The organism is Promicromonospora sukumoe 327MFSha3.1, from assembly GCF_000385135.1.
Taxonomy (GTDB): domain Bacteria; phylum Actinomycetota; class Actinomycetes; order Actinomycetales; family Cellulomonadaceae; genus Promicromonospora; species Promicromonospora sukumoe_B.
The window spans coordinates 278,572-304,700 of the sequence record NZ_ARQM01000012.1 but is presented as its reverse complement, the minus strand read 5'-3'; the positions used below and the strand labels follow the sequence as shown (position 1 = coordinate 304,700).

Annotated in this window: 23 protein-coding genes; 18 read left to right on the top strand and 5 right to left on the bottom strand. The window is 73.3% G+C overall.

Annotated elements, in window-relative coordinates; translation table 11 throughout:
- The first annotated feature begins 29 nt into the window (after nt 1–29).
- A complete protein-coding gene (locus H291_RS0120140; RefSeq protein WP_020016825.1) occupies nt 30–989 on the top strand; it encodes a GNAT family N-acetyltransferase in 960 nt (319 codons plus the stop codon).
- 9 nt (nt 990–998) lie between these two features.
- Here H291_RS0120140 and H291_RS0120135 read toward each other — a convergent pair whose 3' ends face one another.
- Nucleotides 999–1,919 (bottom strand): Fpg/Nei family DNA glycosylase, encoded by a 921-nt coding sequence (locus tag H291_RS0120135; protein ID WP_020016824.1) that lies wholly within the window; start codon nt 1,917–1,919, stop codon nt 999–1,001.
- Between the two features lie 93 nt (nt 1,920–2,012).
- Between H291_RS0120135 and H291_RS0120130 the strand changes: the two genes are divergently transcribed.
- Nucleotides 2,013–3,839 (top strand): proline--tRNA ligase, encoded by a 1,827-nt coding sequence (locus H291_RS0120130; protein WP_232216123.1) that lies wholly within the window; start codon nt 2,013–2,015, stop codon nt 3,837–3,839.
- A gap of 50 nt (nt 3,840–3,889) precedes the next feature.
- Here H291_RS0120130 and H291_RS0120125 read toward each other — a convergent pair whose 3' ends face one another.
- A complete protein-coding gene (locus H291_RS0120125) occupies nt 3,890–4,948 on the bottom strand; it encodes a DUF4439 domain-containing protein (RefSeq protein ID WP_157237203.1) in 1,059 nt (352 codons plus the stop codon).
- Nucleotides 4,949–5,146: 198 nt separating this feature from the next.
- Between H291_RS0120125 and rimP the strand changes: the two genes are divergently transcribed.
- From rimP to H291_RS0120045, 16 genes are all read left to right on the top strand, one after another.
- Nucleotides 5,147–5,740 (top strand): ribosome maturation factor RimP, encoded by a 594-nt coding sequence (gene rimP, locus H291_RS0120120; RefSeq protein WP_051109560.1) that lies wholly within the window; start codon nt 5,147–5,149, stop codon nt 5,738–5,740.
- A gap of 1 nt (nt 5,741) precedes the next feature.
- On the top strand, nt 5,742–6,791 hold the full coding sequence (gene nusA / locus H291_RS0120115; RefSeq protein ID WP_020016820.1) for a transcription termination factor NusA: 1,050 nt from the start codon (nt 5,742–5,744) through the stop codon (nt 6,789–6,791).
- 6 nt (nt 6,792–6,797) lie between these two features.
- The gene (locus H291_RS33445; RefSeq protein WP_084468284.1) at nt 6,798–7,145 is read left to right on the top strand and encodes a YlxR family protein; all 348 of its coding nucleotides are present in this window, start codon (nt 6,798–6,800) and stop codon (nt 7,143–7,145) included.
- 177 nt (nt 7,146–7,322) lie between these two features.
- Nucleotides 7,323–10,295: a translation initiation factor IF-2 gene (gene infB, locus H291_RS0120105; RefSeq protein ID WP_020016818.1), complete on the top strand. Its 2,973-nt coding sequence runs from the start codon at nt 7,323–7,325 to the stop codon at nt 10,293–10,295.
- A gap of 102 nt (nt 10,296–10,397) precedes the next feature.
- Entirely contained in the window at nt 10,398–10,838 is a 441-nt protein-coding gene (gene rbfA, locus H291_RS0120100) for a 30S ribosome-binding factor RbfA (RefSeq protein WP_020016817.1), read from the top strand.
- A gap of 146 nt (nt 10,839–10,984) precedes the next feature.
- Nucleotides 10,985–12,067 (top strand): tRNA pseudouridine(55) synthase TruB, encoded by a 1,083-nt coding sequence (gene truB / locus H291_RS0120095; RefSeq protein WP_020016816.1) that lies wholly within the window; start codon nt 10,985–10,987, stop codon nt 12,065–12,067.
- Nucleotides 12,068–12,183: 116 nt separating this feature from the next.
- Nucleotides 12,184–13,203: a bifunctional riboflavin kinase/FAD synthetase gene (locus H291_RS0120090; protein ID WP_026365942.1), complete on the top strand. Its 1,020-nt coding sequence runs from the start codon at nt 12,184–12,186 to the stop codon at nt 13,201–13,203.
- 43 nt (nt 13,204–13,246) lie between these two features.
- Complete coding sequence (locus H291_RS0120085) at nt 13,247–13,927, top strand: ABC transporter ATP-binding protein (RefSeq protein WP_020016814.1); 681 nt, start codon at nt 13,247–13,249, stop codon at nt 13,925–13,927.
- The gene (locus H291_RS0120080; protein WP_020016813.1) at nt 13,924–15,465 is read left to right on the top strand and encodes a DUF6297 family protein; all 1,542 of its coding nucleotides are present in this window, start codon (nt 13,924–13,926) and stop codon (nt 15,463–15,465) included. The genes H291_RS0120085 and H291_RS0120080 overlap by 4 nt, the downstream gene beginning before the upstream one ends.
- 130 nt (nt 15,466–15,595) lie before the next feature.
- On the top strand, nt 15,596–17,503 hold the full coding sequence (locus H291_RS30910; RefSeq protein WP_020016812.1) for a peroxidase family protein: 1,908 nt from the start codon (nt 15,596–15,598) through the stop codon (nt 17,501–17,503).
- Between the two features lie 156 nt (nt 17,504–17,659).
- On the top strand, nt 17,660–18,115 hold the full coding sequence (locus tag H291_RS0120070; RefSeq protein WP_232216122.1) for a hypothetical protein: 456 nt from the start codon (nt 17,660–17,662) through the stop codon (nt 18,113–18,115).
- A 194-nt stretch (nt 18,116–18,309) separates the two neighbouring features.
- Nucleotides 18,310–18,579, top strand: coding sequence for a 30S ribosomal protein S15 (rpsO, locus tag H291_RS0120065; protein WP_020016810.1), 270 nt, complete (start codon nt 18,310–18,312; stop codon nt 18,577–18,579).
- A 221-nt stretch (nt 18,580–18,800) separates the two neighbouring features.
- Nucleotides 18,801–21,047: a polyribonucleotide nucleotidyltransferase gene (locus H291_RS0120060; protein ID WP_020016809.1), complete on the top strand. Its 2,247-nt coding sequence runs from the start codon at nt 18,801–18,803 to the stop codon at nt 21,045–21,047.
- Nucleotide 21,048: 1 nt separating this feature from the next.
- Nucleotides 21,049–22,404 (top strand): M16 family metallopeptidase, encoded by a 1,356-nt coding sequence (locus H291_RS0120055; RefSeq protein WP_020016808.1) that lies wholly within the window; start codon nt 21,049–21,051, stop codon nt 22,402–22,404.
- Between the two features lie 4 nt (nt 22,405–22,408).
- Nucleotides 22,409–23,182 (top strand): 4-hydroxy-tetrahydrodipicolinate reductase, encoded by a 774-nt coding sequence (dapB, locus tag H291_RS0120050; RefSeq protein ID WP_020016807.1) that lies wholly within the window; start codon nt 22,409–22,411, stop codon nt 23,180–23,182.
- Nucleotides 23,179–23,673 carry a hypothetical protein gene (locus tag H291_RS0120045; RefSeq protein WP_020016806.1) on the top strand — a complete coding sequence of 165 codons (495 nt, stop codon included), beginning with the start codon at nt 23,179–23,181 and terminating at the stop codon, nt 23,671–23,673. The genes dapB and H291_RS0120045 overlap by 4 nt, the downstream gene beginning before the upstream one ends.
- Nucleotides 23,674–23,694: 21 nt before the next feature.
- On the opposite strand, the gene H291_RS0120040 is transcribed toward H291_RS0120045, so the two are convergent.
- The 3 genes from H291_RS0120040 to H291_RS0120030 all read right to left on the bottom strand — a co-directional run bounded on the left by H291_RS0120040 (nt 23,695) and on the right by H291_RS0120030 (nt 26,031).
- Nucleotides 23,695–24,993 (bottom strand): MFS transporter, encoded by a 1,299-nt coding sequence (locus H291_RS0120040; RefSeq protein WP_020016805.1) that lies wholly within the window; start codon nt 24,991–24,993, stop codon nt 23,695–23,697.
- A gap of 64 nt (nt 24,994–25,057) precedes the next feature.
- Nucleotides 25,058–25,558, bottom strand: a complete 501-nt coding sequence (locus H291_RS0120035; protein ID WP_020016804.1) for a GNAT family N-acetyltransferase — start codon at nt 25,556–25,558, stop codon at nt 25,058–25,060.
- 5 nt (nt 25,559–25,563) lie between these two features.
- Nucleotides 25,564–26,031 carry a hypothetical protein gene (locus tag H291_RS0120030; protein WP_020016803.1) on the bottom strand — a complete coding sequence of 156 codons (468 nt, stop codon included), beginning with the start codon at nt 26,029–26,031 and terminating at the stop codon, nt 25,564–25,566.
- Between the last annotated feature and the right edge of the window lie 98 nt (nt 26,032–26,129).

Genomic DNA, 26,129 nt, shown 5'->3' with positions numbered 1-26,129 from the left:
TGAAGGGTCAGACTCGAACGGAGCAAGGCATGTCTCGGTGGCGCACCCCGGTTCCGGCCGGGGCGCGCCCCGAGGGGCCGCACGAACCGGGCGAACAGGACATTCGCGCGGACGGCGACGGCGAGGTGATCGCCCGGGCGCTGACCCGGAACGACCTGCCGCAGGCGCTCGCGGTCTGTGCCCTCGATCCCGTCGCCTCGGTCCTCGCCACCGCCCGGCTGGAGATCGCGCTCCGCTCCGGGTTCGGCGCCGCCGCGGGCCAGGCGTGGGGGTTCCCCGCCGTCGGCCCGCTGGAGGCAATCTGCTGGTCCGGCGCCAACCTGGTGCCCGTGGTCCCGATCACCGATCCCGCCCGCCGCGCCGAGGCGCTCGCCGCCTTCACGACCGTCGCCCGGCTCTACGGGCGGCGGTCGTCGTCGATCGTGGGGGAGCAGCGGGCGGCGCTCGGGCTGTGGGAGCGGCTGTCCCCGTACTGGCCCCCGGCCCGTGACGTGCGCGCCGACCAGCCGTCGATGGCCATCGGCGGCGCACCCTCCGTGCCGGCCGAGCCCACGGTCCGCCGCTCCGTGCCGGCCGAGCTGGACCTCGTGCTGCCCGCCTGCGTGCGCATGTTCACCGAGGAGGTCGGCTACTCGCCGATCGCCTCGGGCGGCTCCGCCTACGCGGAGCGGGTGCGCTCGCTCATCACCGAGGGGCGGTCGTTCGTCCGCCTCGTGCCCGACGGCGACGGGCGGCCCGCCGTCGGCTTCAAGGCCGAGCTCGGCGCCGTGGCCGGCGGGGTCGCCCAGGTGCAGGGCGTCTGGGTCGAGCCGGCGTTCCGCGGTCGCGGCTGGTCCGAGTCGGGCATGGCGGCCGTGGTCGACGCGACCCGCGCCACCATCGCGCCGATCGTGTCGCTCTACGTGAACGCCTACAACGAGCGCGCCGTGGCGGCCTACCGGCGCGTGGGCTTCGAGCAGGTCGGCACGTTCGCGACGGTCCTGTTCTGACCCGCCCGGTCAGCGCAGCAGCTTGGACATCCGGCGGTCCGCCAGCGGCTTGCCGCCCGTCTGACACGTCGGGCAGTACTGCATCGACCGGTCGGCGAACGACACCTCGTGCACCGTGTCGCCGCACGGCGTCCCGTCCCACCCGGGGCAGGGCTGGCCGGTGCGGCCGTGCACGCGCATCCCGGCGCGCTTGGCGTCCTTGAGCTCCTTGGCCGGCTTGCCCGACGCCGCCGCGATCGCCTCCGTGAGCACGTCGCCGATCGCCGTGTGCAGCCTGGCGGTCTCCTCCGGCGTGAACGAGCCCGTGAGCTTGTACGGGCTGAACCGGCCCACGAGCAGGATCTCGTCGCTGTAGGCGTTGCCGATGCCCGCGATGGCACGCTGGTCCCGTAGCAGGCCCTTGACCTGCTGGTTCTTCGCCGACAGCAGCTCGGCCAGCACCTCGGTCGTGAACCCGGGGTCGAGCGGCTCCACCCCGAGCGAGGCGACCATCTCGATCTCGGCCGGGTCGCGGACCACGTGCACCGCGAGCCGCTTGCGGGTGCCCGCCTCGGTCAGGTCGAAGCCGGAGCCGTCGTCCAGCCGCACCCGCAGCGCGAGCACGGCGCCCCGGCTTGAACCGCCCAGCGACGGCCGGACCGGCTTGGTGGGCAGCGCGTCGGACCAGCGCACCCAGCCGCCGCGCGAGAGGTGGAAGACCAGGTGGAGCGGGGCGGCGTCGGCCGCCGAGCCGGCGGGGGAGACCGCGAGGTCCAGCCACTTGCCGTGCCGGGCGACGTCCGTGACCTGGCCGCCGGCGAGCGCCGCGGGCTGCGGGTCGAACGTCTTGAGCGCCGCGATCGAGCCCACCTCCACCGCGCTGACCGTGCGTCCCGCGGTCCGCGCGCGCAGGAAGTCGGCGAGCGCGGCGACCTCGGGCAGCTCCGGCATGGCCTCATCCTCCGAGACTTCGCGGACCACGGCAAGGTATGCACCACTAATTCCGGGCGAGCCGCGGGGCCCCGCGCGGATAGGCTGTGCCCCATGTCTTCCGCACGCCTCACTCAGGGCGACGTGCTGCGCATGTCGTCCCTCTTCGTCCGAACCCTGCGCGAGGACCCGGCCGAGGCCGAGGTCGCCAGCCACAAGCTCCTCGTGCGGGCCGGGTACATCCGCCGGGCCGCCCCGGGCATCTACTCGTGGCTGCCGCTCGGCCTGCGGGTGCTGGCCAAGATCGAGGCGATCGTCCGCGAGGAGATGGTCGCGATCGGCGGCCAGGAGGTGCACTTCCCGGCGCTGCTGCCGCGGGAGCCCTACGAGGCGACGGGCCGCTGGGAGGAGTACGGCGCCGGCCTGTTCCGGCTCAAGGACCGCAAGGACGCCGACTACCTTCTCGCGCCCACGCACGAGGAGATGTTCGCGCTCCTGGTCAAGGACCTGTACTCGTCGTACAAGGACCTGCCGGTCACGCTGTTCCAGATCCAGACCAAGTACCGCGACGAGGCGCGCCCCCGCGCGGGCCTGATCCGCGGGCGCGAGTTCATCATGAAGGACTCGTACTCGTTCGACGTCAAGGACGAGGGCCTGGACGTCAGCTACCAGAAGCACCGCGAGGCGTACGAGAAGATCTTCACGCGCCTCGGCCTGGACTACGTGATCGTCTCCGCGATGTCGGGGGCCATGGGCGGCTCCCGCTCGGAGGAGTTCCTCTCGCCCTCGCCCATCGGCGAGGACACGTTCGTGCGCTCGGCCGGCGGCTACGCCGCCAACGTCGAGGCCGTGGTCACCCCGGTCCCCGAGGCGATCCCGTACGACGACGCCCCCGCGGCCCACGTCGAGGACACCCCTGACACCCCGACGATCGCCACGCTGGTCGACGTCGCCAACGCGAAGTTCCCGCGCCCCGACCGGGCCTGGACCGCCGCCGACACCCTGAAGAACGTGGTGCTCGCGCTCGTGCAGCCCGACGGGACCCGCGAGCTCGTCGTCGTCGGCCTGCCCGGCGACCGCGAGGTCGACCTCAAGCGCATCGAGGCGGCGCTGACGCCGGCCGAGCCCGAGGCCGCCACCGAGGAGGACTTCAAGAAGTTCCCTCAGCTGGTCAAGGGCTACATCGGGCCGCAGGCGCTCGGCCCCCAGGGCGAGCAGGTCGAGGGCGAGGACGGCGAGAAGGTCCCGGCCATCCGCTACCTGCTCGACCCCCGCGTGGTGGCCGGCACCCGCTGGATCACGGGCGCCAACGAGCCCGGCAAGCACGTGTTCGACCTGGTGGCCGGGCGGGACTTCACGGCCGACGGCACCGTCGAGGCCGCCGAGGTGCGCGCCGGTGACCCGGCGCCCGACGGCTCCGGCCCGCTGCAGCTGGCGCGCGGCATCGAGATGGGCCACATCTTCCAGCTCGGCCGCAAGTACGCCGAGGCCCTGGGCCTCGTCGTGCTCGACGAGAACGGCAAGCAGGCCGTGGTGACCATGGGTTCGTACGGCGTCGGCGTGACGCGTGCCCTGGCCGCGCTGGCCGAGGCCAACCACGACGAGAAGGGCCTGGCGTGGCCGGCACACGTCGCCCCGGTGCACGTGCACCTGGTCGCGGCGGGCAAGGAGGCCGCGGTGTTCGAGGCGGCCGAGAAGATCGCCGAGGAGCTCGCCGCCCGCGGCGTCGAGGTGCTCTACGACGACCGGGCCGGCAAGACGTCGCCGGGCGTGAAGTTCAAGGATGCCGAGCTGCTCGGCGCCCCGCTCGTGGTCACCGTGGGCAAGGCCCTGGCCGACGGCGTGGTCGAGGTCCGGCCGCGTGCGGGCGAGGCGGAGCAGTTCCCCGTCGACGGCATCGTGGACGCCGTGGCCGAGAAGGTCGCGGCGCTCCTCGCCTGAGCTCCCTCAGCGGGCCGGCCCTTCGGGGCCGGCCCGTGCGAACCCGGCCGTCAGGCCTGCTCCGGCAGCCCCGGGAACGGGACCGCCGGTGCGCCCCACCGGGCCGCGGCCAGCGTGGAGTCGGTCAGCAGCGCGACCAGGACGGCGCGGGTCCCCGGCTCGGCGATGCCGACCAGCGTGGCGTAGTCCTGCGCCAGGCCGGTCTCCAGGTCGCGGGCCAGGTCGGTCGTCGGCGTCTCCGAACCGGGGACGTCGTACGCGACGCGGCGCGGGTCCTGGTCGGTCCCGTCGACGCCGGCGACCAGCGCCCACGCCTGCGCCCGCGCGCGGTGCAGCTCCGCGCGGTCGTGCGCCCGGGTGCGGGTGTCGCCGCTGGACTGCGCGGCGCGCACCTCGAGCGCGTAGCCCGCGGTGTCCTCGGCCAGGATCAGGGCGCTCAGGTCCTCGGCGGACAGCCCGGTCGGCGCCACGGGCGCCTCGCTCACGGTTGCCGCCGGGGTCGCGGCGTCGTCGTCGCCCTCGCTGGGCTGCGGGGCGGGGTCGGCGGGCTCGGGGATCTTCGTGGAGGGCAGCGTCGGGCCCTTGACGTCGGTGAGCCGCGCGAGCTCCTGCGCCTGCTGCGTCTGCGACGTCGAGATCGAGGCGAGCAGCCGGCCCAGCGGTCCGGACTGCGCCTGGTCGGCGGCGGCCCGGGTGCGGGTGGCGGCGTCGCGCAGGGAGGCGACGACGGCCCGCGGCGTCTGCTCCTGGACGTGCGCCGACGGCGAGGCGCCGGGGTCTTCTGACACGAGGTCCCCGAGGCCGGAGTCGTACTCGCCGCCGAGCTGCTCCGCCTGTACGGTCGCGGACTCGGCGATCTCGGTCAGCTCCGACTCGACCGCGGGCTCGATCCCGTCGGTCTCGGCCGCGGCGGTGGCCTGGTCGGCCACGAGCAGCGCGTCGGCCACGGCGGTCCGCCGCAGCACCTCCACGGCGTCCGGCACCGGCTCGGTCGGCGGCGGTGTCTCGAGCCGCAGCCCGCAACCTGAGAGAATGATCGCGCAGGTCAGGGCCAGCGCGGTCAGACCTGACCGGCGTCGGGTACGGGCCGTGCGGTTCGAGGCGTTCATCGTGGCCGATGATGTCACGTTCCGGAACCCCGTTCGTCGCCCGGCCGATTGCGGTCGGGTCACGGACATCACGTTCTTCGCGAAGTGCCGAGGTCGGAGGCTTCGTTAGGCTTGACGCAGACAACAACAGCACATCGGTCGAACCGTTCCGGCTCGAACCGTGCCCCCGCGCATGGGGGAGCCGACGGGAGGCAGTCGATGACACAGCAGGCGGATGCGGTCCGCGGGGTGGTAGGGCCGGTGGTCGAGGCCGCCGGGCTCTACCTCGAGGAGGTCAGCGCCACGCGGGCGGGCAGCAAGTCCGTGGTCCGCGTCACGGTCGACCTGCCGGACGACGCCGTCGGCAGCCTGGACTCCGACGCGCTGGGCGACGTGTCGCGCGCGATCTCCGCGGCGCTGGACACGGACGACGTCGTCGCCGGTGCCTACACGCTCGAGATCTCCACGCCGGGCACGTCCCGGCCGCTGACCGAGCTGCGTCACTTCAAGCGTGCCCGGACCCGTATGGTCACGCTCAAGCTCACCGACGGCAGCCGTGCCGAGGGCCGGCTGACCGACGTGCTCGACGACACCGACGGCGCCGTCCTGGTGCTCGACGACGACCGGCGGATCCCCGTCGCTGACGTCACGCGGGGCAAGGTCGAGGTCGAGCTCCGCAGGCTCGAGGACGCCCAGGATGCCGAGGATTCGGAACTGGGCGAGAGTGCAGGTGAAGACACCGACGAGGACTCGGACGGTGCTGGTACGGACAACCCGACCGGGTTTCGCCCCGGCCGCAACGAGGAAGGCTGACATGGACATCGACATGACCACGCTCCGGATGCTGGAGCGCGAGAGGGACCTCAGCCTGGACGTCCTCGTCGCGGCCATCGAGCAGGCCCTCCTCTCGGCCTACCACCGCACCCCGGACGCCTACAACCGGGCCCGCGTCGAGGTGGACCGCGCGTCGGGCCACGTGACGGTCTGGGCGCGCGAGGAGCTGCCCGTCGAGGCGGACCCCGAGGACCCCGACGCCCGTCCCGCCGTGGAGCTCGGCCCCGAGTTCGACGACACGCCCCAGGACTTCGGCCGCATCGCCACCGCGACGGCCCGGCAGGTGATCGTGCAGCGCCTGCGGGACGCCGAGGACGACCAGGTGCTCGGCACCTTCCGCGGCAAGGAGGGCGAGGTCCTGGCCGGCGTCATCCAGCAGGGCCGCGACCCGCGCATGGTGCTCGTCGACGTGGGCGGCACCGAGGCCGTGCTGCCGCCGCACGAGCAGGTCCCCACCGAGGAGTACGTGCACGGCGAGCGGCTGCGCGCCTACGTGGTCGAGGTCAGCCGCGGAATGAAGGGCCCCCAGATCACGTTGAGCCGTACGCACCCGAACCTGGTGCGCAAGCTCTTCGAGCTGGAGGTCCCGGAGATCGCGGACGGCTCGGTGGAGATCACCGCCATCGCCCGTGAGGCGGGGCACCGCACCAAGATGGCCGTCCGGTCCCGGGTGTCCGGGCTGAACGCCAAGGGTGCCTGCATCGGCCCGATGGGCGCGCGGGTGCGTGCCGTCATGGCCGAGCTGCACGGCGAGAAGATCGACATCGTCGACCACAGCGACGACCCCGCCTCCTTCGTGGCGAGCGCGCTGTCCCCGGCTCGTGTGTCGTCGGTCACAGTGGTGGACGCCGACGCGCGTGCCGCCCGGGCGATCGTCCCCGACTACCAGCTGTCCCTCGCGATCGGCAAGGAAGGGCAGAACGCCCGGCTGGCCGCGAAGCTGACGGGCTGGCGGATCGACATCCGCTCGGACGAGGCGGCGGACGCCGACGCAGGTGGCGCCGCCGCCGACGCGCAGAGCGGCCGGTAACGCCCGGTGAGTCGGCGCGGTAGACTGTCCGAGTCTGGGCCACGCGCCCGTCTTTCGACACACCCCACACCACCCGTCACGGGCCCGGTGCGTACGTGTGTCGGGTGCCGGGGGCGCGACCAGCGGTCTGCACTCCTGCGTCTGGTGCTGGACTCCGCGATGCATGATGCCGATGTGGCAGAGCCACGACGCATCGTCGTCGACGTCCGTGCCTGTCTGCCGGGTCGCGGCGCCTGGGTTCACCCAGAGCCGCAGTGCCTGGAGCTCGCCGAGCGCCGCAGGGCCGTCCCCCGCGCACTGCGCACCGACGGTCCTCTCGATCTCGGCGAGGTACAAGCACACCTCGGCCGGTGAGGGTGCCGACCGCAAGACCGTTCCGACCGGGCGCGACAGAGCGCCCGGCCGAATCATGAAGTTCGTCGACAAGGAAGCGGGTTTGAAGCCGATGGGCACCCGATGAGTCCCCAGCGATGAGTACGCAGTACTAACGGTGGTCCTCCCTGTCCCGGGACGGACCGAGACAGGAGAGATGTGGCGAAGATCCGCGTTCACGAGCTTGCCAAGCAGCTCGGAGTGGAGAGCAAGACCCTGATGGGCGAGCTGAAGGCCGCGGGCGAGTTCGTCCGCTCGGCCTCCTCGACCCTTGAGGCCCCCGTCGAGCGAGCGATGCGCGACAAGTTCCCCGTCGGTGGCGCCGCCGGCGCGTCCGACAAGGGCGCAGCGGCCAAGCCCGCGCCGAAGCCGGCCGCGAAGCCCGCGGCCCGGAAGCCCGCCGAGGCGACCCCCGCCCCGGCCCCGGCTCCCGCCCCGGCACCGGCCCCCAAGTCCGAGGCACCCGCGCCCGCGCCTGCCCCGGCACCGGCCCCCGCACCGGCGGCTCCCGCCCCGGCGCCCGCGGCCGCAGAGACCCCGGCGGCGCCTGCGGCGTCCGCCAAGCCTGCCGGTGCGGCTCCCAAGCCCGGCGCACCCCGTCCGGCTGCCGCGGCTCCCAAGCCCGGTGCCCCGAAGCCTGCTGCCGCGCCCTCCGGCGCGCGTCCGGGTGGTCGTGACGGCGGCCGCGACGGTGGCCGTGGTGGCCGTCCGGGCGGCGGCAACCCGCGTCCGGGCAACAACCCCTTCGCGACGAGCCAGGGCATGCCCCGTCCCGGCGGCGGCCGTGGTGGCCGCCCGGCGCCCGGCGCCGGCGACCGGCCCGGTGGCGGCAACCCGCGTCCGGGCAACAACCCGTTCGCGACCAGCCAGGGCATGCCCCGCCCGGGGCAGCGCCCCGAGCGGTCGGGCGAGTCGTCCGGCGAGCGTCCGGGCGGTCCCCGTCCCGGTGGCCCGCGTCCCTCGGCGCCCCGTCCCGGTGGCACCGGTGGCCCGCGCCCGAACCCCGGCATGATGCCGGGCAAGACCAACATGCCGCGTCCGGGTGACCGCCCGGCCCCGGGTGGCGGCCGCGGTCGCCCCGGTGGTGGCGGTCGTCCCGGCGGTGCCGGCGGCGGCGCCGGTGCCGGTGCTCCGGGTCGTCCCGGTGGCGGTGGCGGCTTCGGCGGCCCGCGTCGCGGTGCCGGTGGTCGCGGTGCGACGCAGGGTGCCTTCGGGCGTGCCGGCGGCAAGCCGGTCCGCGGACGCAAGTCGCGTCGGGCGAAGCGCCAGGAGTTCGAGGCGATGCAGGCCCCGTCGCTCGGCGGCGTGCAGGTTCCTCGCGGCAACGGCACCACCGTCGTCCGGCTGCGCCACGGCGCGTCGCTGAACGACTTCGCCGACAAGATCGACGCGAACCCCGCGGCGCTCGTGACCGTGCTGTTCCACCTGGGCGAGATGGCCACGGCCACGCAGTCCCTGGACGAGGACACGTTCGGCACGCTGGCCCAGGAGCTCGGCTACGTCATCGAGATGGTCTCGGCCGAGGAGGAGGACCGCGAGCTGCTCGGGGCCTTCGACATCGACCTGGAGGCCGAGGAGGCCGGCGAGTCCGACGAGGACCTGGCCGCGCGTCCGCCGGTCGTGACCGTCATGGGTCACGTCGACCACGGTAAGACGAAGCTGCTCGACGCCATCCGCAAGTCGGACGTCGTCGCCGGTGAGCACGGTGGCATCACCCAGCACATCGGTGCCTACCAGATCACGCACGAGCACGAGGGCGTCGAGCGCGCCATCACGTTCATCGACACCCCGGGTCACGAGGCGTTCACCGCCATGCGTGCCCGTGGTGCGCAGGTCACGGACATCGCGATCCTCGTGGTCGCGGCCGACGACGGCGTGATGCCGCAGACGGTCGAGGCCGTGAACCACGCGCAGGCCGCCGGCGTGCCGATCGTGGTCGCCGTCAACAAGATCGACGTCGAGGGCGCCAACCCGGCGAAGGTGCGTCAGCAGCTCACCGAGTACAACCTGGTGGCCGAGGAGTACGGCGGCGACACGATGTTCGTCGACGTCGCGGCCAAGCCGGGGATCGGCATCGACGACCTCGTCGAGGCCGTCCTGCTGACCGCCGACGCGGCTCTCGACCTGCGCGCCAACCCGACCAAGGACGCGCGCGGCGTCGCGATCGAGGCCAACCTCGACAAGGGCCGCGGCCCCGTGGCCACGGTGCTGGTCCAGTCGGGCACCCTGCACGTCGGTGACTCGATCGTCGCCGGTACGGCCCACGGCCGTGTCCGTGCGATGTTCGACGAGCACGGCAACGCGGTCGAGGCGGCTCTGCCGGCCCGCCCGGTGCAGGTGCTCGGTCTGACGAGCGTCCCGAGCGCCGGCGACACGTTCCTCGTGGCGCCGGACGACCGGACCGCGCGGCAGATCGCCGAGAAGCGCGAGGCGGCCGAGCGTGCCGCGACGCTGGCCAAGCGTCGCAAGCGGATCAGCCTCGAGGACTTCGACACCGAGCTCAAGAAGGGCAAGGTCGAGAGCCTCAACCTCATCCTCAAGGGTGACGTGTCCGGTGCCGTCGAGGCACTCGAGGACGCGCTGCTCAAGATCGACGTGGGCGACGAGGTCGAGCTGCGCGTCATCCACCGTGGTGTGGGTGCGATCACGCAGAACGACGTCAACCTGGCCACCGTCGACAGCGCCGTGATCATCGGCTTCAACGTGAAGTACGGCGAGCGCGTCGAGGAGCTGGCGGAGCGCGAGGGCGTCGACGTCAAGTTCTACTCGGTCATCTACAAGGCGATCGAGGACGTCGAGGCGGCCCTCAAGGGCATGCTCAAGCCGGAGTACGAGGAGGTCCAGCTCGGGACCGCGGAGATCCGCCAGGTCTTCCGTTCCTCGAAGTTCGGCAACATCGCCGGTTCGGTGGTCCGTTCGGGCGTCATCCGCCGCAACGCCAAGGCGCGCGTGCTGCGCAACGGCACGGTCGTGGGCGACAACCTCTCGATCGAGTCGCTGCGCCGCGAGAAGGACGACGTCACCGAGGTCCGCGAGGGCTTCGAGTGCGGTATCGGTCTCGGGTCGTTCAACGACGTCACCGAGGGCGACACCATCGAGACGTTCGAGATGCGCGAGAAGCCGCGCGACTGATTTCGATCGCCGAGTCAGCCATGCTGGTCCGCGATCCGCAGGGGTACTCCCTGCGGGTCGCGGGCCAGCGTGCTGAATGGGCGCATGTGAAAGGACTGGACCATGGTCGACAACCCGCGGGCTCGTAAGCTCGCCGACCGCATCAAGGTGATCGTCGCGCAGATGATCGACACGCGGATCAAGGACCCGCGGCTCGGTTTCGTGACGGTCACGGACGTCCGGGTCACCGGCGACCTGCAGAACGCCTCGGTGTTCTACACGGTCTACGGCTCGGACGAGGACCGGGACGGCACGGCCGCGGCGCTGAAGAGCGCCACGGGCATGATCCGCTCCGAGGTGGGCAAGCAGACCGGTGTGCGTCTGACGCCCACCATCGAGTTCCACCTGGACTCGGTCCCCGAGACGGCCGCCCACCTCGACGCCGCGCTGATCGAGGCGCGCAAGCGGGACGCCGAGCTCGAGGAGCTCCGTGCCGGGGCCCGGTACGCGGGCGACGAGGACCCCTACAAGAAGCCGCGCGAGGACGACGCCGAGGCCGAGTGACACTCGCCCACTGCGCTCGTGCGTGACACCGCCGCCGCCTGCCGCCTGACCGGGACGCTCACGCCCCGGTCGGGCCGGGCGGCGTCGTACCCGGGTACGGGCCTGGACGCCGCGCGGCGTACCTGACCCGCGCGATACTGGTACCCATGACCTCCCCCTCCCCGCAGGCTCCCGCGCGCCGTCCCACGGCCGCCGACGGGTTCGTCGTGGTCGACAAGCCGCAGGGCTGGACCAGCCACGACGTCGTCGGCCGGATGCGGCGCCTGGCCGGTACCCGCAAGGTCGGCCACGCCGGCACGCTGGACCCGATGGCGACCGGCGTGCTCGTGCTCGGCATCGGCAAGGCGACCCGCCTGCTCACGTACGTCGTGGGCGCGGACAAGGACTACGACGCCACGATCCGCCTGGGCGTGGCCACCGCCACGGACGACGCCGAGGGGTCCGTCGTCGCCGTGGCCGACCCGGCCGCCGTCGGGCAGGTGGAGCGGGCCGCGCTGGACGCTGCGATCGCGGACCTGACCGGCGACATCCTCCAGGTGCCCACGTCCGTGTCCGCGATCAAGGTGGACGGCAAGCGCGCCTACGCGCGCGTCCGGGCGGGGGAGGAGGTCGCGCTCAAGGCGCGGCCGGTCACCGTCTCCCGGTTCGAGGTGCTGGACGTCCGCGCGGTGACGGCGACCGTGCCGGACGGCGACCTGGAGGACGTGTACGTCGAGGCCGGCGACGCGGCCGCCGACCCCGCGGCCGAGCCCGGCATCGCCCCGACCGCCGCCGAGCCCGGCGACGGCCCCACCCGCGACGTGCCCGTGGTCGACGTCGACGTGCGCGTCACCGTCTCGTCCGGCACCTACGTGCGCGCCCTGGCGCGCGACCTCGGCGTCGCGCTCGGAACCGGCGGCCACCTCACGGCGCTGCGCCGCACCCGCGTGGGCGGCTACCCACTGGCGGGCGCCCGCACGCTGGAGGAGCTGGAGGCCCAGGCGGACGCCGACGGCACGCTGGCGACCCTCCCGCTGGCCGACGCCGCCCGCAGCACCTTTCCGGTGCGCGAGCTCGACGACGTCGAGGTGCGCGCGCTCGGCTACGGCCAGTGGGTCGAGCCGTCGGGACGGTCCGAGGTCGTGGCGGCTCTCTCGCCGTCGGGCACGCTCGTGGCGCTGCTGGAGGATACGAAGCGCCGCGGCGAGAGCCTGGCCAAGCCCGTCCTGGTGCTCGCCCCCGCGCCCTGACCGGGCCGGTGGGCGCACGACCGCCGAAACACGCCGTAGGCTTTTGGCGACCGGTGCGGGGCGCGGCGTGAGCGGCTCCCGCGCCCGCGCCACCCGATTCATGAGGAGCAACCCGCGTGCAGCTGTGGACGGACCTGGAACAGGTTCCCCCGGACTTCGGGCCATCAGTGGTGACGATCGGCAACTTCGACGGCGTCCACCGCGGCCACCAGGCGGTGCTCGACCGCATCCTCCGGCTCGCCCGGGGTGACGCGGCCAGCGCCGTCGCCGTGACGTTCCACCCGCACCCGGCGGCGGTGCACCGGCCCGAGTCGGCCCCTGAGCTGATCACGGGCCTGGACGACCGCCTGGCGCTCATGGAGCGCACCGGGCTGGACGCGACCCTGCTGGTCAACTACACGCTCGACTTCGCGGCGCAGACGCCCGAGGAGTTCGTGTCCCGGTACCTCGTGGACGGCCTGCGGGCGCGGACCGTGGTCGTGGGGCACGACGTGCGGTTCGGCAAGCAGAACGCCGGGACGCTCGCCACGATGGTCGAGCTCGGCGGGGAGCACGGGTTCGAGGTCGTCGCCATCGAGGATGTCGGCGACTCCGTGGCCGAGGGCGACGGCCACCAGCGCTGGTCCTCGACCGCCGTGCGGGCGCTGCTCGCGGAAGGCGACGTCGACCAGGCCGCCGACGTGCTCGGCCGCCCGCACCTCGTGCGCGGCACCGTGGTGCACGGCGACGCGCGCGGCCGCGAGATGGGCTTCCCGACCGCCAACCTCGGCGACATCACGGGCCTGGTGCCCGCCGACGGTGTCTACGCGGGCTGGCTGCGCCGCGGCACGGCCGCGACGTGCGCGAGCCTCGCCGGTCCCGACCACGACCGGGCGGCCGCCTCCGGCGCCGGCCTGGGCCAGGAGGAGATCCTGCCCGCCGCGATCTCCGTCGGCACCAACCCCACGTTCGACGGCGTAGAGCGCCGCGTCGAGGCCTACGTGCTCGACCGCACCGACCTCGACCTGTACGACCAGACGGTCGTGCTCGAGTTCGTGGCCCACCTGCGCCCGACGCTGCGGTTCGACGGCATGGAGCCGCTGATCGCCCAGATGAACGACGACGTGGCGCGGGCCCGGAAGATCCTGCGGCCCTGAGGCGCCCGGGAGATCTTTCCGGGCCTCGCGCGTTGGGCTGGGCATGACCTACCTCGAGCTGTCCGACCTGGTGGTCGGGTACGGCGGCAACGCCGTCTGCGCACCCGTGAACCTCACGCTGGGGGCCGGCGACATCGTCGCCGTGATCGGCGCCAACGGCACCGGCAAGTCCACGCTGCTGCGCACCGTGCTCGGCCTCCAGGAGCCCCTGTCGGGGACGGCGAGCGCCTTCGGCCGCCTCGTGGACGAGCGGGAGCGGCGGTTCCGTGCCCGCGTCGCGGGCGTGCTGGACGACGACGCGTTCTTTCCCGGCGTGACCGTCCGCGAGCACCTCGTGCTGACCGCCCGCGGCCACGGGGTGCCGGACGCCGGCGCCGTCACCGACCAGGTGCTCGACCACGTGGGCATCACCCGGCACGGCAGCGCCATGCCGCACACGCTGTCGTCCGGGCAGCGCCGCCGGTTCCTGCTGGCGAGCGCCCTGGTGCGGCCGCGCGACCTGCTCGTGCTCGACGAGCCGGAGCAGCGCCTGGACACCGCGATGCGCGCCCGGCTGGGCGAGACGCTGCGCGCCGAGGCGGACGCCGGCACCGCCGTCCTGTTCGCCACGCACGACGACCGGCTGCTGGCGGCCTCGGGCGCGAGCGCGGTGCACCTGTCCGACGACGACACCGTGCTCCTGGATCCGGCCGAGGCGCCGGGCGTGCTGGCGGGCTTCCGGTGACGGGCGAGGCAGGGGCCCCCGCGGCCGATGCCGGTCCCGTCGGCACCGGGGCGCTCCCGCGGCTCGTGGGCAGCGACGAGGAGAGCTTCACCGGCGCCGAGCTGCGCCGGTTGACCGCGCGGGTGCGGGCGCACAACCTCCCGGCCGAACCGGGCCGGGTCGCGCTGGACGTCGCCGAGGTCGTGATCTCCCTCGCCCTGGTCGTGCTGTACCTGTGGGGATTCGGGGGTCCGGTGCGGGAGCTGCTCGGCTCCGACGCCACCGCCTTCGGGCTCGGCCCGGGCCTGGTCCAGGGCCTCGTGCTGGCGCTCGCCGTCGTCGGGGGAGCGTCCGTCGCGCTGCGCCTCGGCCCGGCCGGGCTGCCCGCCGCCGGGGTGCGCTGGTGGGTGCCCACCGCTGCCGACCGGGCCGGGCTCACCTCGCCGTCCGTGGTCCGCTCGGTGCTCGTCGGCATCGGCGCTGGCCTGGTCGTGGGCGGGGCGCCCGCGGCGCTCGCCGGGCTCTCCCCGGCGGGGATCGTCGTGGACGCGGTGCTCGGCGGCGCCGCCGGGCTCCTGGTCGTCGCGGGCGCGGGCGTGCTGCAGGTGACCGGCATCGCCTCGGGGAGCCTGCCCGGGCGGGTGCTCGACCTGCTGCTCGCCGCGGTGCCGGTGGCCGGCCTCGGCCTGGCGCTCTGGGCCCCCGCGTGGGCGGCGTGGGCCGTGCCGTGGAGCGTGCCCGCGGTGCTGGCCGCCGTCGGCGCCGTCGCGCTCGTGGTCTGGGTGCGCGGCCTGGACCGGCTCCGGGCCGGGGCGCTGCGCGCCCGCGCGTCGGCCGCCCTGCAGGCCTCTGCCGCGGTGCTCTCGCTCGACGGCGGCGGCGTCAGCCGGGCGCTGGGCACCGGGCCGACGGCGTCGCGCGCCTTCGGGTGGGTGCCCCGGGCGGCGCGCGGTCCGGTGGGCGCCCTGGTCGCGGCCGACGCCGCCCTCCTGCTGCGCTCGCCCGCGTCCCTCGCGGCGCTGCTCGCGCTGGCGTGCACCGGGGCCGTGGCCGTGCAGGTGCCCGCGCTCTCCGACGGGATCGGCCTCTGGGCGGTCCTGGCCGGGGTGGGGTACGCCGGGGCGCTAGCGGGCGCCGGCGGACCGCGCGCGGCGGGGGAGAACCCGCGACTCGACGCGCTGCTGCCGCTCGGCGCGCGGACCACCCGCGCCGTCCGCGCGGTGTGGCCGGTGCTCTCCGCGGGCGTCGTGCTGCTGCTCGTGGCCGTGGTGGGCGGCGTCGGGCCGTGGCTCGGCGTCGCGGCACCCGCCGCCGTCGTGCTCGGGGCGGCCGCGATCCGCGCGGCGTACCGAGGGCCCGTGCAGTGGGACGTGCCGATGATCGCCACCCCGGCGGGCGCGTTCCCGACCGGGCTGGTGCTGCACCGGATCAAGGGGCCCGACCTGGCGCTGCTCGGCACGATCCCGCTCGCGTGGGCGGTGGTCACGGGCGTGACACCGGCGCTCGTCGTCGCGCAGTTGCTGGCGGCCGCGACGGCGGTCTACCGCGCCGCGCGCTGACGGGGCTCCCGGCCGTCGGCGCAGGTCGGCGGCCGGGCGCGGCGCATTCACCCGCCGCGGTGTACGTGGCTGTGATCCCCGTCACTCCGTCTTGGGTGGAGGACCTTCACCCCCAGCGAAGGAGAGACCCATGGTCCAGACCACGCAGGCCCCGCCGCAGGGCGACCCGAACCACAGCCCGCACGAGGCCGTCGACCTGGCGCAGACCCCCACCGGACGCACGGTCCGGCGGATCGGGCACGGGGGCGTGTTCGTCCCCGCCGACCCGGAGGCGCCGCAGGACCCGCAGGACAGCACGGCCACGCTCATGCCCCGCACGGAGGCCGCGGTGCGCCGCGACCTGCGCGAGCAGCGGTTCGACGCGACGACGTCGTTCGACTACCTGCTGCGCGACCTCGCGCGGGACTTCCCGGCCGCGCACCTGCCGGTGGGCGACGACGTGGCCCCCACCCGGGACGCCCTGCTGCGGCTCGGCGCGGGCATGATCGAGGCCCCCGCCGGGGCGCCGGCTCCCGGGGCGCCCGCCGCACCGCCGCGCGACTCGACGATCCCCAGCATCTACACCTACTGGGGCCAGTTCATCGACCACGACATCACGCTCAACACCAACGGCCCGGACGACGGCAGCGGCCCCGGCGGCGACCAGGCCCTCGGCGACATCGTGAGCGAGCCGTTCCGCGCGTTCGAGCCCGACGTGGTGCGGCGCAGCCTGCACAACGGGCGCAACCCGCTGCTCGACCTGGACAGCCTGTACGGGTCCGGTCCCCGGTTCGAGGGCGAGAAGGACCGGGGCACCACACGCAGCGAGGCCGCGTACGTGCCGAACTCGGCCAAGCTGCGGCTCGGCCGCATCGGCACCGAGCCGTTCGGGCCGTTCTCGCTCGTGGCCCCCGGCGACGACCCGCAGCGCGACCTGCCGCGCAGCACCGCGCCGGGCAGCGAGCGCATGCCGCTCATCCCCGACAGCCGCAACGACGAGAACCTGATCGTGGCGCAGTTCCACGTGGCGATGATCCGGTTCCACAACGCCGTCGTGGACTGGGTGGCGCGGTACGAGCCCTGGTGCGCGGTGACCCAGCGTGAGCTGTTCGACCGGGCGAGGGAGCTGGTGCGGTTCCACTACCAGTGGCTCGTCGTCAACGACTACCTGCGCACCCTGACCAAGTCGGGCGTGCTGGACTCCGTCCTGGCGACGGGGCCCACGCTGTTCCGGCCCGCGCGGCGCGTGGCGATGCCGCTGGAGTTCGCGGTCGCGGCGTTCCGGTTCGGGCACTCGATGGTGCGCGGCGCCTACGACTTCAACGTCAACTTCACCGGCAACGGCCCGGGCGGGGTCGCCTCGCTCGACCTGCTGTTCCGGTTCACCGGCAACGGCGGGCTCTCCCCGAACCCGGCGAACCCGGCGCCGGCGCTGCCGTCCAACTGGCCGGTCGAGTGGCCGCGGCTGACCGACAAGGGCGACCCCCTGTCGTTCCGCATGGCCCGCAAGATCGACCCGTTCCTGGCGGACGGCCTGGGCCACCTGCTCAACGAGGGCAACACGGCTACCGAGCCGATCAAGGCGCTGCTCAAGCAGCTCGCGCAGCGCAACCTGCTGCGCGGCTACATGCTCGCGCTCCCGACGGGGGAGGCCGTGGCCCAGGAGCTGCGCGCCGGTCCGCTCACGCCCGAGCAGCTGCGGCAGAACGCGGCGCCCGAGGTCGTGGCGGCGCTCGACGACCTGGACGGCACGCCGCTCTGGTACTACGTGCTCAAGGAGGCCGAGGTCCAGGGCAACGGCAACTTCCTGGGCGAGGTCGGCAGCCGCATCCTGGCGGAGACGTTCGTGTACCTGATGCGGCTCGACCCGGAGTCGTTCATGCGCCGCCCCGGTGGTGACTGGACGCCGGCGTACGGGGTCCGGTTCGAGGACGGCCGCCTCGTCACGACCATCTCGGACCTCCTGGCGTTCGCGGGGGTCTTCCCGATCGGCCAGGACGAGTCCGGCCCGGTCTTCCGCCGCAACGGCAAGGGCTACGCGGGCCACGACGGCGCGTGATCCCACTGCCGTGCTCACGGCAGTGATGTGAGTGGTCGGTAGTTTGTCAGGTGATCGGCACCCCGGGGTGCCGATCACCTGACAAACTACCGACCACTCACATTTCCAGGCAGCCAGGGAGACGACGGCGGCACGATGACCGAGTGGCATCCGAAGATGACCCGCGAGCTCTTGCCCGGCCGTTCGGTCCATGACCGGTACCGCGCTCTCCGGAGGCTGGATCGCATCGGAGTTCCCGGGTTGCTGGCGTCGATTGCCTTGGCCGGGGGTAGTGCCCTTCTTGCTCAGCGCGATGACCTTGTCTACCCGGCATGGGCTGTGTGGGTGTACGGGATTATTGGTCTCGCTTCGTGGACCGCTGCGGGGTTCTCGCTGGTCGGAGGGCGCCTGGTTCTTCTCTCCATCCAGGGACAACGCGAGGTCGAACATGCGGCCGGCTACACGACGTCGCCCTACGCACCCAACTTCATGATCAGACCGCCAGAGATCGACCACGTCGACGGTGAGTCAGGCCGGATCGTGCGGCTCGCCAGCGAACCCTGGCTCACCGAGGCGGAGTACGAGGCCCGCATCCGGGCGATCCGCGAAGCCGCGGGCCACGACGGCGCGTGATCCCCGCCCGTGTCAGACGTACAGGTCACCCGGGGGATCTGTACGTCTGACACGTGGCGGAGGTCTCCAGGTCCGCGGGCGGGCAGGGTCGTCAAGCACTGGTAATGTGGTACCGCCGTCAGAACGGCCGCGGATCCAGAGCGCCCCGGTGAAATCAGTCCCGGAGCACCGCGCAACGACACCGAAGGAGAGCCATGCCGCTCGACACTGCCACGAAGCAGCAGATCATTTCCGAGTACGGAACCAAGCCGGGCGACTCGGGTTCGCCGGAGGTGCAGATCGCGCTCCTCACGCAGCGCATCAAGGACCTCACCGAGCACCTGAAGGAGCACAAGCACGACCACCACAGCCGTCGTGGCCTGCTGCTCCTCGTGGGTCAGCGCCGTCGTCTCCAGGGTTACCTCAAGGGGATCGACATCGAGCGCTACCGCGCCCTGGTCGACAAGCTCGGCCTGCGTCGCTGATCATGCTTCCCACCAGCCCGGCCCCCGTCGCGGGGGCCGGGCTGGTCTGGTGAGATGCTGTAGTACGACAACGCAACAGCGCCGCCCGTGACCTCGTCCGGTCCTCGGTAGTGGCTTCCCGAGTCTTCCGCTCCACGCGAGCAGCGGCTCGGTGGGCCTCGATCGATGACCGTCAGGCACGGGGGCGTTCCCAGAGAACACCACAGAGAAGGAGGGCACCCGTGGAGGGTCCCGAGATCCAGTTCGCCGAGGCAGTGATCGACAACGGTCGCTTCGGCACCCGTACCGTCCGGTTCGAGACCGGGCGCCTCGCCAAGCAGGCCGCCGGCTCCGTCGCCGCGTACCTCGACGGCGAGACCATGCTGCTGTCGACCACCGCGGCCGGCAAGCACCCCAAGGACCAGTTCGACTTCTTCCCGCTGACGGTGGACGTCGAGGAGCGGATGTACGCCGCGGGCCGCATCCCCGGCTCGTTCTTCCGCCGCGAGGGCCGTCCCTCGACCGAGGCGATCCTGGCCTGCCGCCTGATCGACCGCCCGCTGCGCCCCCTGTTCGTCAAGGGCCTGCGCAACGAGGTCCAGGTCGTCATCACCGTCATGGCGATCCACCCGGACGACGCCTACGACACGCTGGCGATCAACGCCGCGTCGGCGTCGACCCAGATCTCCAGCCTGCCGTTCGACGGCCCGGTCGGCGCCGTCCGCATCGCGCTGATCGACGGCCAGTGGGTCGCGTTCCCCAAGTACTCCGACAAGGAGCGCGCGGTCTTCGACATGGTCGTGGCCGGCCGCGTCGTCGGTGACGACGTCGCGATCGCCATGATCGAGGCCGAGGCCACCGACGGTGCCTGGAACCTCATCAAGAACGAGGGCGTCGCCGCGCCGACCGAGGAGGTCGTCGCCGAGGGCATCGAGGCGGCCAAGCCGTTCATCAAGGCCCTGTGCGACGCGCAGGCCCAGCTCGCCGGCCAGTCCGCCAAGGAGACGCAGGAGTTCCCGCTCTTCCCGGACTACCAGCCCGACGCCTACGCCGCCGTGGAGGGCGCCGTCTCCGGCACCACCCGCGACGCGCTCACCATCGCCGACAAGCAGCAGCGTGAGAACACGCTCGACGAGATCAAGGCGACCGTCCACGAGCAGCTCGACGGCCAGTTCGAGGGCCGCGAGAAGGAGCTCTCCGCCGCCTTCCGCTCGCTGCAGAAGCAGCTCGTGCGCCAGCGCGTGCTGACCGACGGCGTCCGCATCGACGGCCGTGGCCTCGCGGACATCCGCACCCTCTCGGCCGAGGTCGAGGTGCTGCCCCGCGTGCACGGCTCCGCCATCTTCGAGCGCGGCGAGACCCAGATCCTGGGTGTCACCACGCTGAACATGCTCCGCATGGAGCAGCAGATCGACTCGCTCGGTCCGGAGACGCGCAAGCGCTACATGCACAACTACAACTTCCCGCCGTACTCGACCGGTGAGACGGGCCGCGTGGGCAGCCCGAAGCGCCGCGAGATCGGCCACGGCGCGCTCGCCGAGCGCGCCCTGGTGCCGGTCCTGCCGAGCCGCGAGGAGTTCCCCTACGCGATCCGCCAGGTGTCCGAGGCCCTCGGCTCCAACGGTTCGACGTCCATGGGCTCGGTGTGCGCCAGCACGCTGTCGCTGCTCAACGCCGGTGTGCCGCTGCGCGCCCCGGTCGCGGGCATCGCGATGGGCCTCGTGTCCGACACGGTGGAGGGCGAGACCCGCTACGCCGCCATGACGGACATCCTGGGCGCCGAGGACGCGTTCGGCGACATGGACTTCAAGGTCGCCGGCACCAAGGAGTTCGTCACCGCCATCCAGCTCGACACCAAGCTCGACGGCATCCCGGCGTCGGTCCTCGCGGCCGCCCTGGGCCAGGCGCGCGACGCGCGCCTGACGATCCTCGAGGTCCTCGCCGAGGCGATCGACGTCCCCGACGAGATGTCCCCGAACGCCCCGCGCGTCATCACCGTGAAGGTGCCGGTCGACAAGATCGGCGAGGTCATCGGGCCGAAGGGCAAGATGATCAACCAGATCCAGGAGGAGACGGGCGCGGACATCTCCATCGAGGACGACGGCACCGTGTACATCGGTGCCACCGACGGCCCCTCGGCCGAGGCCGCCCGCGCGGCGATCAACGCGATCGCCAACCCGCACGTCCCCGAGGTGGGCGAGCGGTTCGTCGGCACCGTCGTCAAGACGACGTCGTTCGGCGCCTTCATCTCGCTGTCCCCGGGCAAGGACGGTCTGCTGCACATCAGCCAGATCCGCAAGCTCGTGGGCGGCAAGCGCGTCGAGAACGTCGACGACGTGCTGTCCATCGGCCAGAAGGTCCAGGTCGAGATCGGCGAGATCGACCCGCGCGGCAAGCTCTCGCTGGTCGCCGTCACCGACGAGGAGGAGTCGGCCTCGTCCGACGCCGCCGAGCCGGCCGCCGAGGCCACCGCGTCCGCGGACGCCTGACATGACGTGGCACCTGCCGCTCGTTCCCACGGGCGAGCCCGGTGCCGAGCTGACCGCCGGGCAGGACGGGGCGACGATCCGTCGCTCCGTCCTGCCCGGCGGTGTCCGTGTGCTCACCGAGAACATGCCGGGCCAGCGCTCGGCCACGATGGGCGCATGGATCGGCGTCGGCTCTCGGGACGAGACCGACGGGCACTTCGGCTCGACGCACTTCCTGGAGCACCTGCTCTTCAAGGGGACCAAGCGGCGGTCCGCGATGGACATCGCCGAGGCGTTCGACGCCGTCGGCGGTGAGGCCAACGCGGCCACCGGCAAGGAACACACCTGCTACTACGCGCGGGTGCTGGACTCCGACCTGCCGATGGCCGTCGACGTCATCGCCGACATGGTCACCTCCGCGCGCCTGGACACCGACGAGCTCGAGACCGAGCGCGGCGTCATCCTCGAAGAGCTCGCGATGAACGACGACGACCCGACCGACGTCGTGCACGAGCAGTTCTCCGCCGTGGTGCTGGGCGACCACGCGCTTGGCCGCCCCATCGGCGGCACGCCGGAGACCATCAACGCCGTGCCGCGCGACGCCGTCTGGGACCACTACCGCTGGAACTACCGGCCCGAGACCCTCGTGATCACGGCGGCCGGCGGCATCGACCACGACAAGCTCGTGCAGCAGGTCACCCAGGCGCTGACCGACGGCGGCTGGGACCTCGACCCGGCCACGGCGCCGCGGGACCGCAGGTCCACAGCGGAGGACCGGGCCGGCGTGCCGGAGGCGGGCGCCGAGCTGACGATCAAGCGCTCGGTCGAGCAGGCCAACATCATCATCGGGTCCACGGGCATCTCGGCCACGGACGACCGGCGCTTCGCGCTGTCGGTGCTGAACGCCGTGCTGGGCGGCGGCATGTCGTCGCGCCTGTTCCAGGAGATCCGCGAGAAGCGGGGCCTGGCGTACTCGACGTACTCGTTCGCGTCCGCCCACGGCGGGCTCGGCACGTTCGGCCTGTACGCGGGCTGCGCGGCCGCCAAGGCCGACCAGGTGACCGAGCTGCTGGTCGAGGAGCTGGAGAAGCTTGCGAACGACGGCATCACGGAGGCCGAGCTGAAGCGGTCCGTCGGGCAGCTCAGCGGCGGCACCGTGCTCGGGCTGGAGGACTCCGGCTCGCGCATGAGCCGCCTCGGCAAGGCCGAGCTCGTGTACGGCGACCTGCTGTCGCTGGCTGAGTCGCTGGAGCGCATCCAGGCGGTCACCGCGGCGGACGTGCGGGACCTGGCCCAGGACCTGGCCGCGCGCCCACGCTCGGTGGTCCGCGTGGGCCCGTTCGACGACCGAACAGCACGTGGCGAAGAACTAGGGTGAGAACGTGAGTGACATCAAGGTGGCCGTGCTCGGTGCGACCGGCCGCATGGGCACACAGGCCTGCGCCGCGGTCGAGGCGGCCGACGGGCTCCGGCTCGTGGCCCGCCTCGGGCGGGGCGACACGGTCTCCGCCGAGACCCTCGCCGGGGCCGACGTCGCCGTGGACTTCACCGTCCCGGCCGTGACCGAGGCCAACGTGCACGCGGTGCTCGACGCCGGCGCGCACGCCGTGGTCGGCACCACCGGGTGGGACGACGCCTCCCGCGCCCGGGTCTCGGCGCACCTCGCCGAGCTCTCGCCCGGGGGCTCGGGCAGCACAGGCGCGCTCGGCGTGCTGATCGCGCCGAACTTCGGCCTCTCGGCGGTGCTCGCGATGACGTTCGCCGCCAAGGCCGCCCGGTACTTCGAGTCCGCCGAGGTCGTCGAGCTGCACCACCCGAACAAGGTGGACGCGCCCTCGGGGACCGCCCGGCACACCGCCGCCGCGATCGCCCGTGCCCGCGCCGAGGCCGGCCGCGGGCCCTCGCCCGACGCGACCGAGACGGGCTGGGAGGCCCGCGGCGCCGACGTCGACGGGGTGCGCGTGCACGCCGTCCGCCTGCGCGGCCTCGTGGCGCACGAGGAGATCCTCTTCGGCAACGAGGGGGAGCAGCTGATCATCCGGCAGGACTCGTTCGACCGGGCGTCGTTCATGCCGGGCGTGCTCCTCGCCGTGCGCTCCGTGGTCTCCCGCCCCGGGCTGACCGTCGGCCTCGAGAACGTGCTGGACCTGTCGTGAGCGATCCGGCGTCCGGGAGCCCGGTCGAGCGGCCGACGTCGGGCCGCAAGCTGCCGCGGGGGCTGCCCGGGGCCATCGCCGTCACGGCGCTGCTGGCGCTGTACGTCTGGCAGATCGCGGGCCGCGGCGTCTCGATGATGCGCACCGGCGAGCCGGTGCTGATCGCCATCGGCCTGGGCGTGCTGATCATCCCGCTGCTGGTCATCGGACTGATCGCCAAGGAGTACTGGCTGGCCGCGACCGTGCAGAAGATGGCGGACACCCTGTTCGCCGAGGGCAACCTGCCCGTGGACGACCTGCCGCGCTCGCCCGGCGGGCGCATCGACCGGGCCGCCGCCGACGAGGCCTTCGAGCCGTACCGGGTGGCCGTCGAGGCGGCGCCCGAGGACTGGCGCGCCCGGTACCGCCTGGCCTTCGCGTACGACGCCGCGGGCGACCGCCGCCGGGCGCGCGAGGCGCTGCGGCACGCGGCCCGGCTGTTCCGCGCCTGAGCCCGTCGTCCCGCGCGGCCGTCAGGCCGGGTCGGCCGCCGGCGTGGGCTCGTCGCCGTGATGGGTCGGCACCCAGCGCAGCGACACCAGCACGAGCCCGACGACGAGCAGCGCCGACGTCAGCACGAACGGGTAGGTGCGGTCGATCCCGGACAGCCAGCCGGAGATCCAGCCGAACGGCGCCGCGGCCAGCATGATGCACGTGCGCTGGATCGCCATGACGCGGGAGCGCTCGCCCTCGTCCACGTGCAGCGCCACGAGCGACTCCGAGAGCATGAACAGCATGCCCGCGCCGAAGCTGTCCAGCAGCAGGCACAGGCCGAGGAACGCGTACGTGGACGCCGTCGCGCCGCCGCTCGCCGCCGGGATCGCGACCAGCACGAGCTGCCCGGCGAGGTGCACCCCGAACCCGAGCAGCGTGGCGCGCCGCAGGTCGACGGCGGTGGTCAGGAGCGGGATCAGCGTGAAGAAGAAGACCACCGACAGCACCGAGCGGACCATCGGGAAGAACGGCAGCAGCGCGTCCGGCACGCCCAGGTGCTGGCTGGCCACGACCTGCCAGAACGTGCCGTTGACGAGCGTGACCGCTGCGGTCAGCGCGGCCACGGCCAGCGCGAGGAGCGACCCCCGCGAGCGCAGCAGCAGGCCGAGCACGCCGCGGTACCCGGCCAGGAGGCTCCACACGCTCTGCCCGCGCGTGGCCGCCATGCGGACGCGGCCCTGCCGGGTCTCGTTGGACCACAGGTAGAGCCAGACGATCTTCACCGTCATCACCACCGCGGCGTTGATGTACAGGATGCGCACAGCGGGCTCCAGCCCGAGCTGGGCGACCAGGACGGCGGCCAGCGGCGCGAACAGCGCCGAGCAGTCGGCCGCGACCTTCACCAGCGAGTAGATCCGCGTGATCTTGCCCCGCTCGGCGTCCTCGACCATGAGGCAGTCCCACGAGTTCTGCGTGACCTGCAGCGCGCCGTTGACCAGCGACGCCGCGAGGAAGAACCAGAAGTCCTGCGCGAACGCCCACAGCACGCACGGGATCACCCAGGCGATCACGTCGAACCACGCCGTCGTGGCCCGCCGGCCGAGACGGTCGGTGATGATCCCGCCGGCCAGCCCGAAGCCGACCTGGGAGATCATGCCGATGGTCGCGAGGAACCCGATCTGGGCGTCGTGCAGGCCCAGGGCCAGCATGAACACCGACGCGTACGGCAGCACGAGGGCCATGGACAGACCCCACAGCGGCTCGGTCCACACGCAGGCGCGGGGGTTGCCGCGGAGCTCGACGAGGGTCCGCCAGAGCGGGTTACGGGCGCGGTTCACGGGGGCAAGTGAAGCACCTCCGCGAACCCGGTCGCGCACGTGCCTCGTCCCTCGGGCAGCCGGACTACAGGACCCGCTCCATGCAGACGAGATCGGCTCGCTCGTCCCAGGGGTCGACGACGACGAAGCCCAGCCTCTCGTAGAGGCCGACCGCGCCCGCACGCCACCGCCAGACCGACAGCGCGGCGGTGCGCACCCCGTCGTCGGCCAGCCCGGTCAGCGCGGCGCCGATGAGCCGGGAGGCCACGCCCCGGCCGCGCAGGTCCGGGTCCGTCCAGAGCCGCTTGAGCTCGGCGCGGCCCGCGACGGGCGCGGTGACGACCAGGCAGCCCACCGCGGCGGCCCCGTGCCGGGCCAGCAGCACCGTGTCGCCCGCGAACGCGGACCGCGGGTCGGTGATCTCCGCCAGGTAGCGCGCGGGCAGCGCGGCCACGTCGTCGACCGGCACACCCTTCTCGGCCTCGGTCCGCAGGTGGTAGGCCGTCAGCAGCGCGGTCAGGCCGTCGGCGGGGGAGCCGGGGCCGAACCGGTGGACGACGACGGACGGGGCGTCGGTGGTGTTCACGGCCGTCAGTCGGTGAGGCTCGTCCAGCAGTACACGCCCTGGCGCTCGTCGGCGGCGCGGGCGGCGAGCGCTCCGAGGGACAGCAGCGCCGAGACGAGCACCTGCGGGGCGACGGCGGGCGTCGCGTCGCCGGACCACTCGCGGGCGGCCGCGGCCAGGCGCGTGGGGCCGGCGGAGGCGAGGTCGTCGACGAGGATCTGCGAGACGGTCACGACCCACGGCCCTTCCTCACCGCCGCTGCCGACCAGCGCGCCGTGCCGCGGGTGCGCCGTGACCTCGGCGTACGGCCGGCCGGACAGCACGCCGGCCAGCCCGCCGAGCATCACGAACGGGTCCACGGACGGCACCGCGACGGCGTCGAACCGGGGCTGGTCGGTGCGCAGGTCCGGTTCGGACGGCCCTCCGGGCGTGTGGAGCGCCGTCGCCGCCACCTCGTCGGTGGGTGCTGCGAAGTACTCCGTGCGGATCCCCATGCAGTCGATGGTCGCAAGGTCGTGTCACGGGACTGTCACGCGGGCGTGAAACCTTGAGTTCGCCTGCCGAACAACGACCGCTCCGGCCACGCGCCGGG